Source organism: Pseudoalteromonas sp. BSi20652, assembly GCF_000239855.1.
GTDB lineage: Bacteria > Pseudomonadota > Gammaproteobacteria > Enterobacterales > Alteromonadaceae > Pseudoalteromonas.
Genome location: NZ_BADT01000097.1, coordinates 1 through 16,808, shown reverse-complemented (window position 1 = coordinate 16,808; position 16,808 = coordinate 1). Strand labels below are relative to the sequence as shown.

Sequence of the window (16,808 nt, the reverse complement as noted above, 5' to 3'; positions counted from 1 at the left end):
CAAGCAATTGTAAATAAACTAAAAATCCAAGCAGAACAATTGCACAGTTTTAATGTGTTTAAACGTGGTTATGATGCCCGTAAAAAACAGCCATTTTACTTATTTATACACTCGATATAGAAGTTGATAACGAAGCTGAGCTACTCGCCGCATTTGAAAAAGACCAACATGTAAAAGTAACGCCCGATACAAATTATAAATTTGTAGCCCACGCCAGCGAAAATATAACAGAACGCCCTGTGGTTATTGGTTTTGGCCCTTGTGGTTTATTTGCAGGTTTATTACTTGCTCAAATGGGTTTTAATCCCATTATATTAGAGCGCGGTAAAGAAGTACGTGAACGTACAAAAGACACATTTGGCTTTTGGCGTAAACGAACACTTAATACAGAATCAAATGTACAATTTGGTGAAGGTGGCGCAGGTACATTCTCAGATGGTAAGTTATATAGCCAAGTAAAAGATCCAAAACATTATGGCCGCAAAGTAATAACTGAATTTGTAGAAGCAGGCGCGCCCGATGAAATTTTATACGTAAGTAAACCACATATTGGTACGTTTAAACTTGTCACTATGATTGAAAAAATGCGCGCGCGTATTATTGAACTCGGCGGTGAAATTCGCTTTAGCACACGTGTTGACGATATTCATTTAGATGATGGACAAGTAACAGGTTTAACGCTTTCAAATGGCGAGCAACTAAACACTCGCCATGTTGTATTAGCCGTTGGACACAGTGCACGCGACACGTTTGACATGATCCATAAAAAAGGCATTTATGTTGAGGCAAAGCCATTTTCAGTTGGTTTTAGAATCGAACATAAGCAATCAATGATTGATGAATGTCGTTTTGGCACAAATGCAGGAAACCCAATTTTAGGCTCTGCCGATTATAAGCTGGTTCATCATTGCGGCAATGGCCGCACAGTTTACAGCTTTTGCATGTGCCCAGGTGGCACAGTAGTCGCGGCAGCCTCTGAAAAAGGCCGTGTTGTAACCAATGGTATGAGCCAGTATTCACGAAGTGAGCGCAACGCTAACAGCGCTATTGTGGTAGGCATATCACCAGAGCAAGATTTCCCAGGTAATCCACTTGCTGGAATAGATTTACAACGCAAGCTTGAAGAGCAAGCGTATGAGCTTGGTGGTAGCAACTACGATGCACCCGCACAGTTAATTGGGGATTTCTTAAAAGGTAAATCATCTGCAGATTTAGGAGAAGTACAACCCTCTTACACCCCTGGCATCAAGTTAACTGATTTAAGTAAAGTATTACCACAATTTGCTATTGATGCACTTCGTGAAGCAATACCTGCGTTTAATAAACAAATTCGTGGTTTTTCAACTAATGACGGTTTATTAACCGGCGTTGAAACACGTACTTCGTCGCCTATTAGTATTAAGCGTGATAAAACATTCCAAAGTATTAACACTAAAGGGTTGTACCCTGCAGGTGAAGGCGCAGGTTACGCTGGCGGTATTTTATCAGCGGGTATTGATGGTATTAAAGCAGCAGAAGCAGTTGCACTTTCTATGTTAGAACACGCTTAAACCTCTTTTTTAAGTTGTTTATCGAAAAACCTCACTTTGTGAGGTTTTTTTGTGCTAAATGTACAGAAAATAAAAACTACTCAAGCACCTCAATAATGATCAAAACATTTACCCTTTCACTGCTTAGTGTCTTAGCAATTTTTAACGCTAAAGCGCAAGAACTAAAAACCATTGATGAAATTCACAGTTCATATAAAAATAATTCTATTAATGCACAACAACTCACCCAAAGTTATATAGACCGAATTAATAAACTTAACCCACAATACAATGCCGTTATTAGTATTGAGCCTACCGCAATTGCTCAAGCTAAAACGTTAGATGAACTTGCTGCTAAAGGGTCGTGGGCAGGACCATTACATGGAATACCTGTACTCCTTAAAGATAATATAGAAACTAAAGGCACACTTCCCACAACGGCTGGCTCTTTAGCACTTAAAAATAACATTACCAATAAAGATGCATTTGTTGTTAAACAATTGCGTAATGCAGGCGCTATAATTTTAGGTAAAGCGAATTTGAGTGAATGGGCAAATTTTCGTTCATCCTACTCATCTTCAGGCTGGAGTGCCGTGGGCGGGCAAACGCATAATGCACACGATGTAACACGTAACCCATGTGGTTCTAGTGCGGGCTCTGCTGTGGCAGTCGCACTTAATTTTGCACCCATCGCATTAGGTACAGAAACAGATGGTTCAATTACCTGCCCTGCCTCAGTAAATGGGGTTTATGCCATAAAACCGAGTATGGGCCAAGTATCACGCTCAGGTGTTGTGCCTCTTTCAAGTAGCCAAGATTCGGTGGGGCCGATGGCGCATTCACTTAAAGATGCGCTACTGGTTTTATCTGTTTTGCAAGAAGAGGACTCGCTTGATGCAACAACTGCAGGGTTTGAATTAAAAACAGGTAATATAAAACCAAAATCGCCACTTGTTATTGGTGCACTGCCTAGCGACAAATTTACAATTGAAACTCAGCGCCTTTATGCCAAGCAGTTACAAGCATTAAAAAAGGCTGGCCACACTGTTATTAATGTCGATATTACTGATAACTTAGATACGCTATTTGTTGATGAATACTATATTTTACTTTACGACTTCAAAGCCGAAATTAATCATTACCTCGCAAGCACTCCTAAACAAGTGGCTGTTAAAAGCCTAAAAGCACTTATTGATTTTAATATTCAAAATAAAAATACAGAAATGCCCCACTTTGAGCAAGATATCCTTGTTCAATCTCAGGCTATTGATTTAACTAATAAACAAAAATACCAGGAGACTAAAGAGCGCTATCGTACTTTAGCAACGACAGCCATTGTTAATGTATATAAAAACAACAAGCTTGATATTGTTATAGCGCCTACAGTATCACCCGCTTGGAAAACAGACTTAGTTAATGGTGATAATTTTAATGGCAGTAGTAGTTCGCTATCCGCTATTGCAGGCACAACGCACATAACCTTACCGGTAGGTAAAGTAAGTGGTTTACCCGTTGGTTTGTCCATAATAGCAAATAAAGAGGACGAGCAAGCGGCTTATGTATACGCACAAATTATTGATGATGCGTTTTTATTAGACACAAAAAAACCTGAGTAAACTCAGGTTTTTTGTAAGCGTGTAGGCGTTAACTATGACTTTTTAAGTGATAGTTTTTCGCCTTTTAAGCTTTTACGAACGCTTGAAATACGTGAACGATTTACCGCACGCGCCTCACCCGTTGCTTGTCCAGATAACTTGTTAGAACGTGTACGGCGTAAATGCGCTGGTTTTTTACCAATTTTATCAATTAGTACTTCACGGTTACTTACTTCGTAACCTTCTAGATATACACGTTTAATTTTTTGGCCGATTAACGTTTCGATTTCAAACAAAGTGTTTTCTTCTTCGCGGCTAACAAATGAGATTGCTTGGCCTTGTCTACCAGCACGACCTGTACGGCCAATACGGTGAACGTAATCTTCTGCAAGCCATGGTAAATCAATATTAATTACACGAGGTAAGCCATCAATATCAATACCGCGAGCAGCCACTTCTGTAGCTACTAATACACGTACTTTACCTTCTTTAAACTCACGTAAAGCACGACGACGGTTACCTTGAGATTTATCCCCGTGGCACACACCTGCAGGAATACCATCAAGGTTAAGCTCTTTAACAAGCTCGTCAGCCGTTTCTTTCATGTTTACGAATACAAGCACTTGTTGCCAGTTTTTCTTACCAATCAATTCAGAAAGTAGCTCTTGCTTACGACGCTCTTCAACAGGGTAAACAACATGCTCAACCGTGCTTGCTGTACTGTTAGTTTGATCAACACGTACTATTTCTGCTTGTTTTAATACCTTAGATGCAAATTGTTTAATTGCTGCAGGGAATGTAGCAGAGAAAAGTAAAATCTGGCGCTCTTCGGCACAGCTTTTAATCACGTTTTGCATATCTTCAATAAAGCCCATATCAAGCATGCGGTCAGCTTCATCAAGAACAAGGTGCTTAACACTTGCAAGGCTTAAGTTACCTAAACGAATATGATCAAATAAACGACCTGGTGTTGCAACAACAATGTCAACACCTTCTTTTAAAGCATTTGCTTGGCCGGCAGTGCTAACACCACCAAATAAACTCACTACTTTAAGTGATGTATGCTTTGCAAAATCTCTAAAGTTATTTGCAATTTGTTCTGCAAGTTCACGCGTTGGTGCAAGTACTAATGCATGAGGTGCATTCGTTGTGCTGAGTTTAGACTCAACCAATTTTTGGATGATAGGTAAAGCAAACGCGGCAGTTTTGCCGGTACCAGTTTGTGCACTGGCTAAAACGTCTTTACCTTTACGAACAGCAGGGATTGCTGCGCGCTGAATGGGCGTAAGAGTGTGATAGTTAAGTTCGTCCAACGCCTGGATGATTTCAGGAGCGAAACTAAAAGATTTAAAATTCATGCTGTATAACCTACGGCCACATTATCAAGGGTCGCAAATTATACAGCAAAAACGAGTCAACAGTTAGTGTTGATTCGACTAATTAAGAAAGAATTAATACTTCATCAACACTTATAGACTTTGCTGTACTGCCTACAACATCGTCATTATTTAGCGCATTAATTAATACTTGGCCTTGAGCTTGTTGCTCATCATTAAGCGGTAAATACGGTAATCTAAACACGGGGTTTACTGCACCTGTCATCATCAATGCAGTATTGATTGCTATTGGGTTTGGCTCACAGAACAACCAGCTCATTAATGGTTGTAATGATGTATTTAACTCATCATTTTTAGTATCCATTAATTGGCGGAACAAGCCAGGAATAAGATTAGAGGTAACGGATATAACACCATGAGCTTTGTGTACATGGCGTGCATCGTGCGCTTCGTCATCGTTACCCGACCAACAAGCAATACCTTGTTGCTCATAATGGGCTATGCGTTCATTGCCGCCACACTCTTTTACACCAATAAAATATTCATGCTTAGCGAGTGGCTCAATAATATCAGGTGTTAGGTCTTGACCTGTTCGCCCTGCTACATTGTAAATAAAGGCTGGACCAATATCTAACACGCGCTTAAGGTGCTCTTTAACACCCGCAATAGACGTACGTCCGTAGTATGGATTAATTTGCAGTGCTGCATCCATACCGCTGGCAAAGCCATATTTAGTTGCTTTAATCGCTTCACGGGTGTTGTTACTACCGGTATTACCCACAATAACCAGTTTGTCACCATACTTGTTTGCACTGTGCGCTATAAGCATTAAATGCTCTTCCCAGTTCATTAACTGGCCTTCGCCTGTTGTGCCACCGACTACAATGCCGTCAACGCCTGCTGCAATTTGTATTTCAACGAGTTCATCGTACTTTGCGAGATCAATTTCACCGTTTGCTAAGTATGGCGTTTTAATAGCTGTAATAAGGCTTGCTTGTTTAATTTGGTCTAGGGTGCGCATAAAAAATCATTATTTATAAAACTTGCGCTATTTGTAACATAATTGCCGGTACTTTTGGAGGTGTAACCCCACATTTAATTATAAAATCTCTTGTGTTATTAAGTTTGGTGATACAAAATGAAAAGCTGTATATATAAACAGTATTCTTTAACAATACCAGAGGCTTTATGCGTTTATCTGACTACTTAGCAACTCATTTTTATAACACCGATGAACTGTGCCAAGCATTAAACATAGATGCAGATATACTTTTAGCTTGGCAAGAGCGAAGTGTATTCCCAAAACCAAGCTACTGTATTAAAAGTCAACTTAGCTGCAGCTCATATTCAGGTTTGTATGAATGCGAAGAGTATGACGACTATTACCCGCGCGGCTGTGTTAATTGGGGGCAAGGTCTTTTAAAACAAAAAATAGAATCATCAAGTCATGCTTTTAATTATTTTGCACAGCAATATACTGCAAGCCTAACTAAACTCGCTCAGCAAGGATTTACTTTTAGCGAAGAGCTATTTGGCTGCGAAGTAGACGAGCACTTACAGCAAGTTTGGCAACAGTTTTTATGCAGTAAGTACGGCGTACTTACTCAAAATGGATTAATAGACGAAATAGTTTCGGTAGATATTGGCCGGCTATTAGTTGACGATATTACAGAACTGCGCAGTAAAGCGAGTTTAAACCAAGAAGAAAGAGCGCTACTGCACCCCGCCATGAAGCTTTTAAACAAAGCATTAGGGCATGGCGCCGATCATGAAAAACAACACACATTACGCACACGTTACATAGATGCGCTTATTTTAAAATACGATTTATCTATTAAATAGTTTTGCATTAGTTTGATTATTTATCATTTTAGGATTATTTTACGAAAAACAAGATCTGTTAACTTAATTGTTACGTAAAAGATGATTTAAAGGCACTGACTCAATGACAATCAAAACAAAAATAAGTGTAATTTCTGCTGTAATCACTATCCTGTCTTTTAATACGCTAGCTAAAGCTAACCACGAAATAGCAAATGACGACATAATAAAAAAGCAGCGTGCAGCACTTGCTAAAAACACTGCGAATAAAGGCTTTGGCCCACAATCTCCACGCAATATTGATAATTATAAAGGCGAAAACACCGTAGTTTTCTCTCATGCCCCAACTTCATCAAATATGAACTTATGTAATATACACTTTCATAAAAATGCTGAACATGCCGGTGGTGAGTTTAGTAAATATGCCGGAAATGGTAATGGAAAAGGTTTTAAAAGTGGCTACCTATATTCAGGCTCTTTAACTAAAAGTGAAAGTAAACCAGCAAAAATTGAAATTTGTCCAAGCGATAACGGCGCGCTTTTGGTTGGCGATACCATTGAGGTTCATAACGTTCATACGTCAGCAACTGTAAAGCCAGACCCTACCCTGGGTAGCTGTTTAAGTGATTCGATCAAAAATCCGCAACTACGTGTTGAAGCTCAAGTATATGTATTAGTAAACGATGCTAACGCACTTGATTTTGCTCAAATAAGCTCCGTGTCATCTGTTAATGGTTACTATCAAGCTATTGCTACACCTACAAATACGGGTAAATCGGTTGTTTATAGCGGTTCAACTACTGGTCCTAGTTACAACGAGGCAGGCTCTCCTTTTCAAGTAACATGGTCAGTTAAACCAAAAGTAGCAAAGGTTGATATAAACAGTGTTGGTAAATGGTGTGAAAGTAACACCTTTAATGAAGATCATGCCCACGGCGTACGAAATCTCGTAATAAATCCTGCATTACTCTCTAAAATAAAATAATTAAAATTTAGCCTAATAAAACAACCCACGAATTAGTGGGTTGTTTTATTATGACCGTTAAAATGAGTATTACGCTTAATGGGATAAAAATGTCACATCAAATGTATTTAAATCTTTATATGTAATACATGTTTGCTCATTAGTATTAAGCTCAACAACACCACAGTAAGAACCAGTTATAAACACTTGCCCTGCTTTTAAATTAATTCCCTTTGCTGATAAGTAATTAACCGCCCAATAAAGTGGAAGCTGCGCAAGCTCTGCAGGGTGCACACCTGCCAAGTTTAACTCCAGCTCAGTTTGCTTAACGTTGATATTTACAGTACTTGCGTTATACGCTTTGGCTTTATCTATTTGCGGGCCTAAATACACGCCTTGATTAGATAGGCCATCGGCCAGCTTTTCAATGTGAGTGCTTGGAGTGTCTTCATCAAACCTTTTTTGAATAAGCTCAAGTGCTAAATGGGCGCTGGCAAATGCAGTATCCACGTCTTCATTTGTATAGGTTTTATTGCTTGGTAAATCGCTTTGTAAAATAAATGCAATTTCTGGTTCAATAAGCGCTTTATTGTTTGTTGTATACAGTGGGCAATTTTCAGCTTGTTTTATAGGTGCATGTAAAAGAGGCGCTAATATAATTGAGCCATTATCTAAAGGCAGCATACACTTCCAGCCATATACAGTTTGATCATTTAAATAAATCATCAACTTTTGTACTTCTATTGCATCGTCAGTCGAGTCTAGTACTAACTCTTTAGGAAAGTTTGAACGCGCTGGGTTTTCTTCTCTTTGTGCTAATAAGTGAGTAGCAATTAGTTTTAGTTGTATTGAGTTGTTCACATAAATCTCTTTAAAATACGTTACTGGTTAAGCAGTAAATAGGAAGGGTTATATTATTAATGTATTAGCTTAGGCATTAGAACATCATGTTAAATGCCTATAATTAAAATTGTATTTAAAACAAAGCGTGGGAATTATTCAAGTATCAATAGATTTAAGCGAACGTAAAAACAGCCCTAAGCCACCAAACGCTAAAATTATAATAACAATCAAATCAAACGACGTCATAGTTCGCATACTAAATCGCACACTCGATATAACGCCAAATATTAGTGCGGTTAACGAGCCAAGAGATAGTATCCAGCCTAAAATGTTTTTAGAATTATAAAAAATCAGACCCACACCAAAAATAAACGGGATCATAACCATGCCGCCTGTAACGCCAAAGCCACCTAAAGCATTAACACTATAAATGCGAGAACTTAGTCCAAAATTAGAGGTCACCGAAATTGCGTTTAGCAGCATATAAAAGCCACCGCACATCATAATCAAACCAATAAAAAAATGCCCAATACCACCAGAGCTTCCACCCGCACCTTTCATTATTAATTATTCCTTTTATATTTTTAACTTAATCGTTTTAAATGGTAATTACTCGACTATTAACATTGACCGCAATCTACATAATCAATCAGTGCACACGCGAAAACACTTATCGCGTGATTACATGCCAAATAACATAAAACCAAGATAAAAAACCATGCAAAATTGCCCATAACACAGACTCATTAGCACTCCATGAAATAGCAATTGCTAGGGCTGTACCAAAAGAGACTCCATATTTTACTATTTCATTTCTTGAGTTTCTCATTAATTATATTCCTAATTTTTAACTTATTAGCTGCTTGATTTGCTTACTAAAACTGAAAGCTCTTTACCATCAATATTGATACTTGCTTCTTTGCCTAGTTCAACAACTAAGGAGGGAGCCATGTGTTTTCCACCTAGTTTTAGGTCAGTTGCTAAACTAACAGTAGAATCATCAATTGGCGTTACTGTAAGAGCAAAACTATACGATTTATCAACTGAAACTGACGCTTCTTCATTTGAATTTACTACTAAAACAGGTGAGCCAATTAAGTTTTTATTATCATAAAATTTAGCATTCACTACAAAACTATCATTAGCTTGTGCAAATGAAACAAAGCCTAACAACGCTACTATTGCGATTAATTTTTTCATTATTATTTCCATATAAATTGATACAGCTTAAAGCTATTAAGGCTTTATTGGCTGTGATTTTTCAGCTAGTGATTGATGTTACATCATTCGCTATACTTTCCATGCGCAAATGCACTTAACAGTGCCTTTTAGTGTTTCTATATTTACACCAGAGAACTTTAATGTAAACAATAAATTAAATAGGCTATTTATTAGAGTGGGTTATGATACCAAAACGACTTTTAATAAAGTTATGAACCTCTTTTGATTTCGACGCACTACGAATTAACAAAAAGAGTCCTATTAAGTCTAATTGATATATTGGAGAAGTTGAGTATTTAGGCAGGTTGGAGTGTAAGAATAAAAGGTGATGTAAGTTAACAGCACCTATTTAAGTATCTACTTGGTTATATGTAATTTAGCTAAGTATTTTAATACATACAATAACAAGCACTATAAAACCACTTAACCAATTGATTTATATACATCAATACTACTATTGGTTAAAAGCCCAGTAACTTGCGTACCAAAAGCTTTAAAGTGTGGCTCGTTTTTATGCGCTTCAAAGTGCTCGTCAGACGCCCACTGTTCGCTAACAACATAGTCTGTATGCTCATCATCATTTTTTACCGATAATTCATAACGTAAGCACCCTACTTCTTGGCGCGATGATTTTTGTAAGTTTTCAAGTGCTGTAAGCATTACACCTGCATCAATATTTTTGCACGACAGCGCCGCTATAACCGTTAACATGTGTGTTCCTTTTAAAAGTTAAGGTGTAGGTAATCTACACCTTAAAATATTTAGTTAAACTTTGCGTTTGAGGTAAGTTTACTGATCCCACTGCGGCGCAAATTCTGGTGTTGCTTGGCGGTCGCCACAATCTAGGCCATCAATGCGGACTATGTCTTCATCATCTAATTTAACGTGGTCGTTAAAGTTATCTTCTAAGTTTTTGCGCTTAGTTGATGATGGAATTGTCGTCATGCCGCTTGCGTTAACCCATGCTAAAACAACTTGTGCTGGGCTTGCATCGTGCTTTTTAGCAATGTCGATAATAGTTTGATCTTTAAGTACTTTACCTACTACAAATGGCATATACGCAGTTACATGTATATCGTGCTGAGCACAAAATGCGCGTAATTTAGTATTAGTTAAATATGGGTGAACCTCAACCTGATTGGTAAATATTTCACGCGAGTCAAGCGTTTGCATTGCTTCATTTAAGTTTGCAATGGTGAAGTTTGATACACCAATGTGCTTAGTTAAACCAAGCTGCTTCGCTTTTAGTAATTCAGTGAGGTATTCACTCATTGGCTCGTCGTTAGCAGGCGATGGCCAATGAATTAGCAGTAAGTCGACCGAATCAACTTGTAGCTTTTCAAGTGACTTTTTAACGCTTGGGATAAAGTCGCTTTTATTTAATTTGTTATTCCACACTTTGGTGGTTAAGAATATTTCACTGCGCGGAATATTACTATCTTTTAAGGCTTGACCGACTTGCTCTTCGTTGCCATAAATTTGTGCAGTATCAATATGGCGAAACCCAACTTCGAGCGCCATTTTTACTGAGTTATAGGCCGTGTCGCCCTCTAAGCGGAATGTTCCCATACCGAGTTCTGGCATTTCTATTACACGTTTTGTCATGGTTTATCCTTATAAAATAATCGGTTTTGAAATACAAACTTCACTGAAGTTTTACGAAATACACCTTTTACTTCTTATTACGACTGTCACTTAAAAATCTATGACCTCATAACAGGTATGAGGTCATTAATTTTAGTTTCAAGGTTAGGGTCTGTTAATCTTTAGAGATTACATTTGCAGCAGTGTATTTGGTATTTAGGCAAGGCAGAGCCTATGCAGTGTGGTTGTTCCACATTAATAGGCGATAACGCAGCATAAATGCCAAATACGCGCTGCCTGTAGGTTCTTCCTAGGGTGGATTTACTCTTTGTCCCTCGATTTTTACTTATTCTTACATGGATGTAAGTCATTAGGGTAACGCAGGAGCAGTTACCGAGCCCACTAGGTTACAAACCTCGCTCCGTGATTAAATCCTCCCTAGATTGAACAAATTTAATCCTAAAAGGGTCAACAGACCCTGCTAAGGCTTTATGCTTGCTGAATTTCACGTTTATCAAGCATACCGCTGTAGCGTGTAACACCAAGTGCTAAAACAGAGATAACGGCGCCTATCCATGCTGTATCTTGCAGGGTCATGTTCTCTACTACGCTACCACCAATAATTGAGCCAAGTGCAATACCAATATTAAATGCGGCTATGTTTAAACCTGATGCAACATCTACCGCATTTGGCGTGTGCTTTTGTGCTTGCTTTACTACATAAAGTTGCAAGCCTGGCACATTACCAAAAGCAAATGCGCCCCAGACTAAAATAGTAAGTACGGCAGCAATTTTTGATTCCATCGTAAAAGTAAATATCAGTAAAATAATACTCAAAGCGCTGAATATAATGCTCAGTGCGCTAATTGGGCCGCGTTTATCGGCCAACTTTCCACCCCAAATATTACCTATCGCTACCGATACACCGTAAACAAGCATTATTAAAGCAATAGCCGAAGGCGCAAAACCTGTTTGTTGCTCTAAAATAGGTGCTAAATAAGTAAACGCTGTAAACGTGCCGCCGTAACCCAATATCGTCATTAAATATACGAGTAATAAACGCGGTTTTACGATTACTTGTAGTTGCTCTTTAAACGTCGCTGGTATTGATTGTTTTAAGTTTTTTGGCACTAAAATAGAGCTGCCGATTAATGCAATTAAACCTAATACCGACACAACTAAAAACGTTGCACGCCAACCAAAGTGTTGTCCAATCCATGTACCTAGTGGCACACCAGTTACTAGTGCTACAGTAAGCCCGGTAAACATAATGGCAATTGCACTGGCTTCTTTGTCTTTGCTTACTAGACTTGTGGCAATCATCGATCCGATTGAAAAAAACACACCATGGGCAAGCCCCGTTAAAATGCGCGCAAGTATTAATGTTTCGTAACTTGGCGCTTGCCAAGCAAGTAAGTTACCTAAAACAAATAAGCCCATTAAGCTTATTAGTACCACTCTACGATTCCAACGACCCGTTAAAGCTGTTAGCACCGGCGCACCAATGGCAACGCCAACCGCATATAAACTTACAAGCAAACCTGCTGAAGGTAGGCTTACGCCTAAGTCGTTTGCAATGGTGGGTACTAATCCCACTATTACAAACTCAGTTGTTCCTATTGCAAATGCGCTTAAGGTAAGCGCCCACAAAGCCAATGGCATAGTTATATCCTCATTAATATTTGAAGAATGTAGTTTGGCTAAAATATCATTTGCAAAAAATAGCATTAGTGACAAAATACTTTTGTTAATAATGCAAAGATGGTGTTGGTATACTTATGGCTGTTCATTCAAAAACTGAAGATTTAGAAACATTTATAACGGTAGTAGATTGCGGAAGCTTTTCGGGAGCGGCTAATTTACTCGATCAACAGGTGGCTAAAGTGTCGCGAGCTGTATCACGCCTTGAAAATACTCTGCAATGCACTTTACTAAACAGAACAACGCGCCGATTAGAGCTTACCGAAGAAGGCCATACTTTTATAAAATATGCGCGCGAAGGGTTAAATACGCTTTATACTGGTGAAGAAGCCATAAAGCTTTTAAAACACGCGCCAAGTGGCAAGCTGCGAATAGATGCGGCAAGCCCTTTTGTATTGCACCAACTTACGCCTTTAATTGGCGAATTTGCCAAGCAATACCCCCACATAACGCTTGATATAACCTCACACGACAGCATTATTGATTTACTTGAACATAAAACCGATTTAGCCATACGCATTGGTGATTTAAAAGACTCAAATTTACATGCTCGTAAACTCGGCAGCAGTCAGTTACGTATTGTAGCCAGCCCAGAATATATAAAAAACAACGCAACAATTACGCAAATAGATGACTTACAAAATCACAAGATAATTGGTTTTAGTGACTCCCCTAAATTAAACACTTGGCCGTTAGTAAGGCCCGCTTTATTTACGTTTTCGCTTAGCGCAAGCAGCGGCGAAACAGTGCGCCAACTATGTATTGCAAACCAAGGCGTTGCGCTACTTTCTCACTTTATGATTGGCAATGACCTAAAAACAGGTAAATTAGTTGAAGTGTTACCCAGTGCAGTTAGCTCACCTAATAACCGAGAGGTTGTACAAGCCGTGTATTATAAAAACAGTGCGGTATCGTCTCGCATTACAGCATTTTTAGATTTTATAAAACCCAGGCTTAGTTTATAAATTTTGGGCATTGATGTGCTTATCAAATATTTCACATTATTTTTTGACGCTTTTGAATAATCAAAAAGTATAAATAATAAAAGTCGTAATTAAAGGTATTAATTAAAATGGATTCTTTAACGCAGGTAGCATTAGGCAGTGCTGTAGGTTATGCGGTATTAGGCAATAAAATAGGTCGAAAAGCCGTTTTATGGGGTGCTATTTTAGGCACACTTCCTGATTTAGATGTATTTTTGCCATATGGTGGCTCTGTAGAAGCATTTACTTATCACCGTGGCTTTAGCCATTCGTTATTAATACATTTATTAATTAGCCCGCTCATTGTATGGCTAATATTAAAAGTACACGCGGAAATGCAAATTTATAAAGTGCGCTGGTTTTGGCTAGTATTTTTAAGTTTATCTACACATGCCCTATTAGACAGCCTAACGGTATACGGTACACAACTACTCTGGCCTTTTACTGAGTACCCCTTTGCGGTCTCTAGTATGTTTATTATTGATCCCGCTTACACGCTTCCTTTATTAATTGGCGTAATATGTACGCTAATACCCAAAATAAAAGCAGCAACGGCTTATCGTATAAATGCAGCGGCTTTAGTTTTAAGTAGTCTATATTTATTTTGCGCTTTAATTTTAAAAGTAAATATTGATGACAAAGTAAAAACGGCCCTCAACAACAGGCAAATACCAGTAAATGCGTATATTAGTACGCCTGCCCCACTAACCACTTTGCTGTGGCGTATTGTTGTGATGTCTGACGGGCAATACTACGAAGGTTACGCATCAGTATTTGACGCACCCAGCGATATTACATTAACGGCTTATCAAACAACGCCTTCACTGTTAAATAATATTAGCGATGAATGGGCTATAAAACGCTTGCAGTGGTTTACTAAAGGGTTTTATTCGGTGCGCCAACAGCAAAGCAATATTGTACTTTCTGATTTACGTATGGGCATGGAGTGCAACTATGTGTTTAATTTTGTAGTGGGTCAAAAAAATGATTCAGAAGTGAGCATTGGTAACTTTGAAAAAATAAGTCAAAGACCAAACTTAAACAATCTTCATAAAATATGGAACAGGGTTTGGCAACCAAATGTGTCTTTAGCATCACCCGCGGCAAAAAATGACTGCAATAGCGAATAACTGCCTATTATAAGATTCGTACTAGCATGAGGAAGTTAAGTGAAGTTCAAGCAGCAGTTAAACTAAATAGTTCACTAAAGTGATTGCTGCTTTTTTTGCTGATACATTGTGTCGTCTGGATCTTGAATAATATCCTCAACTGATTTACCTGTATCGTGTTTAAAGTGTGTTACCCCTGCGCTGTAATCGATTTTATAAGGCTTATTTAAGGTATTATTGGCATGCGCAATTTCATCTGCTAACCTCTATAAAACAAACTCTGCTTTTGTTTCGTCTGAGTCGCTTAACATCGCAACAAATTCATCTTCGCCAAGTCGACCTATTACTTCACAATCACGTAATGAACTAAGCATGATTTGTGCAAATTTATTCAACACAAAATCGCCTTCATGGTGTCCATAAATATTATTAATCTATTTAAATTTATTAAGATAAAACAATATAAACGACATTGATACTTTGTTTCGCTCGTATACATTTAGCGTATGCTCGGCAAGGTTTAAAAACCCACACCGGTTAGAGATTCTTGTTAACTCATCAATTGTGGCTAGTTGAATTGATTGAATTTCTCGCTCGACTAACGTGCATAAATCCCTTTAGTAATTTTTTTCATCATTGAGGTGTCGAGGTTTACTATCAGCAAGGCACAAAGTGCCTATGGTCACTCCTTGCCTTAATTTTAAAGGAAAGCCTGCATAAAAGCGTACTTTAGGATCGCCTGTAACAAAGGGGTTATCAAAAAACCTTTTACCCTGACTGTATCTGGGATTATTAATAACTCGTCTTGATTTATGGTGTGGCCACAAAATGAGGTTTCGCGAGGAAGCTCAGGCGCATCAAGGCCCTATTTAGATTTAAACCACTGGCGGTATTACTCAATCAACGTAACAATGAAATAAAAACATTAAACATACGCTTGGCAATACGAGTAACACGATCAAAGCGCTCTTCATGTGAGGTATCTAGAATTTTAAATGCTCTAAACACGTGTAATCGCTCAGCTTCGTTATTTAGAATCTTAGGTTTAGTCATTCAAGCTCTATTAATTTTAAATGTTTTATAAATTACGAAATTGGAGCGAATATTTTCAAGTATGTAATCCGATAAACTTATTTAAACTATAAACAGTCTGCCTATTCAAACTAGAACATTACCTAAAAATAGCAATAAATACTTATAACTATCAGCAAGTTGTACCTTAATAAAGACGAGACTAAACTAGCCAAAAATTATGGTGTAAGTAGATAGGGTTAGTGATTAATTACGTGTCGTTACTCTTTAATACAAAAAGTAGTGGTGGCTATTTTGACTTATTTAAATAACCACTGGGTTTTGCATACATACAAAAATAAACACTTTAATTTTGATGCTCATACTGTCCGCGGTAAACTTCAAATACTTTTAAAACAGTATGTTGCTCTTTAGTTAGGTTATCAAACCAATCATCAAACAGCTCATCATCCTCTTGGTCGCTTAGTGCCATATACCTTGCTAATAACTCTACAATATCATTGTGGTTGCAGGTTAAAGGATTTACTTGTTGCGCCAAGGTACTGTGGTCGCGCTCTCTTAAGGTTTCCATGACCCCTTGATCAATTTGTTCTTGTTGTTGTGTTGCGTCACTCATACATAACCTCTGTAATAACTTTATAACCGTATTTGTTAACGTTTTAACTCTTAAATATAGTTATAACAGCCTAAACGCCAATAGCCAGCATTTTTGATTCAAGTGCTTATTTTTTGATTTTTTTGCACAAATAGCCAGCAATTACGCTCTTTTTGAGGAACATTTAAATAATTTGCAATAAGAGAATAAATACGATAAGTTTAGTGATACATTATCACATAACATTAATTAAGGCGTATTATGAAACTAAATATTCATCCTGATTACAACGTGGTTGCTTTTCACGATACTGCTGCCGATTCTTACTTTATTATTGGCTCAACCATAAAAACGAGCCGCACAGTAGAAATAGACGGTAATGTATATCCATACGTACCTATTGACGTATCAAGTGACTCGCACCCATTTTATACAGGCAAGCAAAAAACAGCCGCTACAGATGGCCGCGTTGCAAAGTTTAACCGTCGTTTTAA

The 16,808-nt window shown here is 38.0% G+C and carries 19 protein-coding genes and 1 pseudogene; 7 read left to right on the top strand and 13 right to left on the bottom strand.

Translation table 11 applies throughout. The features are described 5' to 3' along the window. Window positions 1-1,550 (top strand): annotated as a pseudogene (locus P20652_RS09910) (NAD(P)/FAD-dependent oxidoreductase); the annotation flags it as partial. Window positions 1,551-1,645: 95 nt separating this feature from the next. Continuing rightward, window positions 1,646-3,145, top strand: coding sequence for an amidase family protein (locus tag P20652_RS09915; protein ID WP_008168496.1), 1,500 nt, complete (start codon window positions 1,646-1,648; stop codon window positions 3,143-3,145). A 32-nt stretch (window positions 3,146-3,177) separates the two neighbouring features. Here the strand turns inward: P20652_RS09915 and P20652_RS09920 are convergent, their stop codons facing one another. Both P20652_RS09920 and dapA read right to left on the bottom strand, forming a co-directional pair. Next, window positions 3,178-4,482, bottom strand: coding sequence for a DEAD/DEAH box helicase (locus P20652_RS09920; protein ID WP_008168494.1), 1,305 nt, complete (start codon window positions 4,480-4,482; stop codon window positions 3,178-3,180). Window positions 4,483-4,564: 82 nt separating this feature from the next. Continuing rightward, window positions 4,565-5,482: a 4-hydroxy-tetrahydrodipicolinate synthase gene (gene dapA, locus P20652_RS09925; RefSeq protein WP_008168493.1), complete on the bottom strand. Its 918-nt coding sequence runs from the start codon at window positions 5,480-5,482 to the stop codon at window positions 4,565-4,567. Between the two features lie 167 nt (window positions 5,483-5,649). Between dapA and P20652_RS09930 the strand changes: the two genes are divergently transcribed. Both P20652_RS09930 and P20652_RS09935 read left to right on the top strand, forming a co-directional pair. Beyond that, window positions 5,650-6,303 carry a DUF6058 family natural product biosynthesis protein gene (locus tag P20652_RS09930; RefSeq protein WP_008168492.1) on the top strand — a complete coding sequence of 218 codons (654 nt, stop codon included), beginning with the start codon at window positions 5,650-5,652 and terminating at the stop codon, window positions 6,301-6,303. Between the two features lie 103 nt (window positions 6,304-6,406). After that, window positions 6,407-7,267: a delta-class carbonic anhydrase gene (locus tag P20652_RS09935; protein ID WP_008168491.1), complete on the top strand. Its 861-nt coding sequence runs from the start codon at window positions 6,407-6,409 to the stop codon at window positions 7,265-7,267. A 75-nt stretch (window positions 7,268-7,342) separates the two neighbouring features. Here P20652_RS09935 and P20652_RS09940 read toward each other — a convergent pair whose 3' ends face one another. The 7 genes from P20652_RS09940 to P20652_RS09965 all read right to left on the bottom strand — a co-directional run bounded on the left by P20652_RS09940 (window position 7,343) and on the right by P20652_RS09965 (window position 12,556). Beyond that, window positions 7,343-8,107 (bottom strand): 2-keto-4-pentenoate hydratase, encoded by a 765-nt coding sequence (locus P20652_RS09940; protein WP_008168490.1) that lies wholly within the window; start codon window positions 8,105-8,107, stop codon window positions 7,343-7,345. 138 nt (window positions 8,108-8,245) lie between these two features. Beyond that, window positions 8,246-8,650, bottom strand: a complete 405-nt coding sequence (locus tag P20652_RS09945; RefSeq protein WP_007580845.1) for a hypothetical protein — start codon at window positions 8,648-8,650, stop codon at window positions 8,246-8,248. Window positions 8,651-8,759: 109 nt separating this feature from the next. After that, on the bottom strand, window positions 8,760-8,918 hold the full coding sequence (locus tag P20652_RS20475) for a hypothetical protein (protein WP_007378675.1): 159 nt from the start codon (window positions 8,916-8,918) through the stop codon (window positions 8,760-8,762). A gap of 26 nt (window positions 8,919-8,944) precedes the next feature. Next, window positions 8,945-9,289, bottom strand: coding sequence for a hypothetical protein (locus P20652_RS09950; protein ID WP_033017428.1), 345 nt, complete (start codon window positions 9,287-9,289; stop codon window positions 8,945-8,947). A 444-nt stretch (window positions 9,290-9,733) separates the two neighbouring features. Beyond that, on the bottom strand, window positions 9,734-10,021 hold the full coding sequence (locus P20652_RS09955) for a putative quinol monooxygenase (RefSeq protein ID WP_008168487.1): 288 nt from the start codon (window positions 10,019-10,021) through the stop codon (window positions 9,734-9,736). A gap of 78 nt (window positions 10,022-10,099) precedes the next feature. Continuing rightward, window positions 10,100-10,915: a 2,5-didehydrogluconate reductase DkgB gene (dkgB, locus tag P20652_RS09960; RefSeq protein ID WP_008168486.1), complete on the bottom strand. Its 816-nt coding sequence runs from the start codon at window positions 10,913-10,915 to the stop codon at window positions 10,100-10,102. 468 nt (window positions 10,916-11,383) lie between these two features. Further along, window positions 11,384-12,556, bottom strand: coding sequence for an MFS transporter (locus P20652_RS09965; RefSeq protein WP_008168485.1), 1,173 nt, complete (start codon window positions 12,554-12,556; stop codon window positions 11,384-11,386). Between the two features lie 116 nt (window positions 12,557-12,672). On the opposite strand from P20652_RS09965, the gene P20652_RS09970 reads away from it, so the two are divergent. Together P20652_RS09970 and P20652_RS09975 are read left to right on the top strand one after the other, a co-directional pair. Further along, window positions 12,673-13,560 carry a LysR family transcriptional regulator gene (locus tag P20652_RS09970; RefSeq protein ID WP_008168484.1) on the top strand — a complete coding sequence of 296 codons (888 nt, stop codon included), beginning with the start codon at window positions 12,673-12,675 and terminating at the stop codon, window positions 13,558-13,560. A 107-nt stretch (window positions 13,561-13,667) separates the two neighbouring features. Beyond that, complete coding sequence (locus P20652_RS09975; RefSeq protein ID WP_008168483.1) at window positions 13,668-14,708, top strand: metal-dependent hydrolase; 1,041 nt, start codon at window positions 13,668-13,670, stop codon at window positions 14,706-14,708. Window positions 14,709-14,953: 245 nt separating this feature from the next. On the opposite strand, the gene P20652_RS20905 is transcribed toward P20652_RS09975, so the two are convergent. The 4 genes from P20652_RS20905 to P20652_RS09980 form a co-directional block, all read right to left on the bottom strand. Next, a complete protein-coding gene (locus P20652_RS20905) occupies window positions 14,954-15,085 on the bottom strand; it encodes a diguanylate cyclase domain-containing protein (protein WP_237707115.1) in 132 nt (43 codons plus the stop codon). 219 nt (window positions 15,086-15,304) lie between these two features. Next, window positions 15,305-15,514, bottom strand: a complete 210-nt coding sequence (locus tag P20652_RS21450) for a GAF domain-containing protein (RefSeq protein ID WP_370587466.1) — start codon at window positions 15,512-15,514, stop codon at window positions 15,305-15,307. 73 nt (window positions 15,515-15,587) lie between these two features. Beyond that, a complete protein-coding gene (locus P20652_RS20900; protein WP_008168479.1) occupies window positions 15,588-15,740 on the bottom strand; it encodes a hypothetical protein in 153 nt (50 codons plus the stop codon). Between the two features lie 325 nt (window positions 15,741-16,065). Then, the gene (locus P20652_RS09980) at window positions 16,066-16,335 is read right to left on the bottom strand and encodes a hypothetical protein (RefSeq protein WP_008168477.1); all 270 of its coding nucleotides are present in this window, start codon (window positions 16,333-16,335) and stop codon (window positions 16,066-16,068) included. Window positions 16,336-16,575: 240 nt separating this feature from the next. Between P20652_RS09980 and P20652_RS18000 the strand changes: the two genes are divergently transcribed. Next, a partial coding sequence (locus tag P20652_RS18000) for a type B 50S ribosomal protein L31 (RefSeq protein WP_033017429.1) occupies window positions 16,576-16,808 on the top strand: 233 nt, incomplete at its 3' end.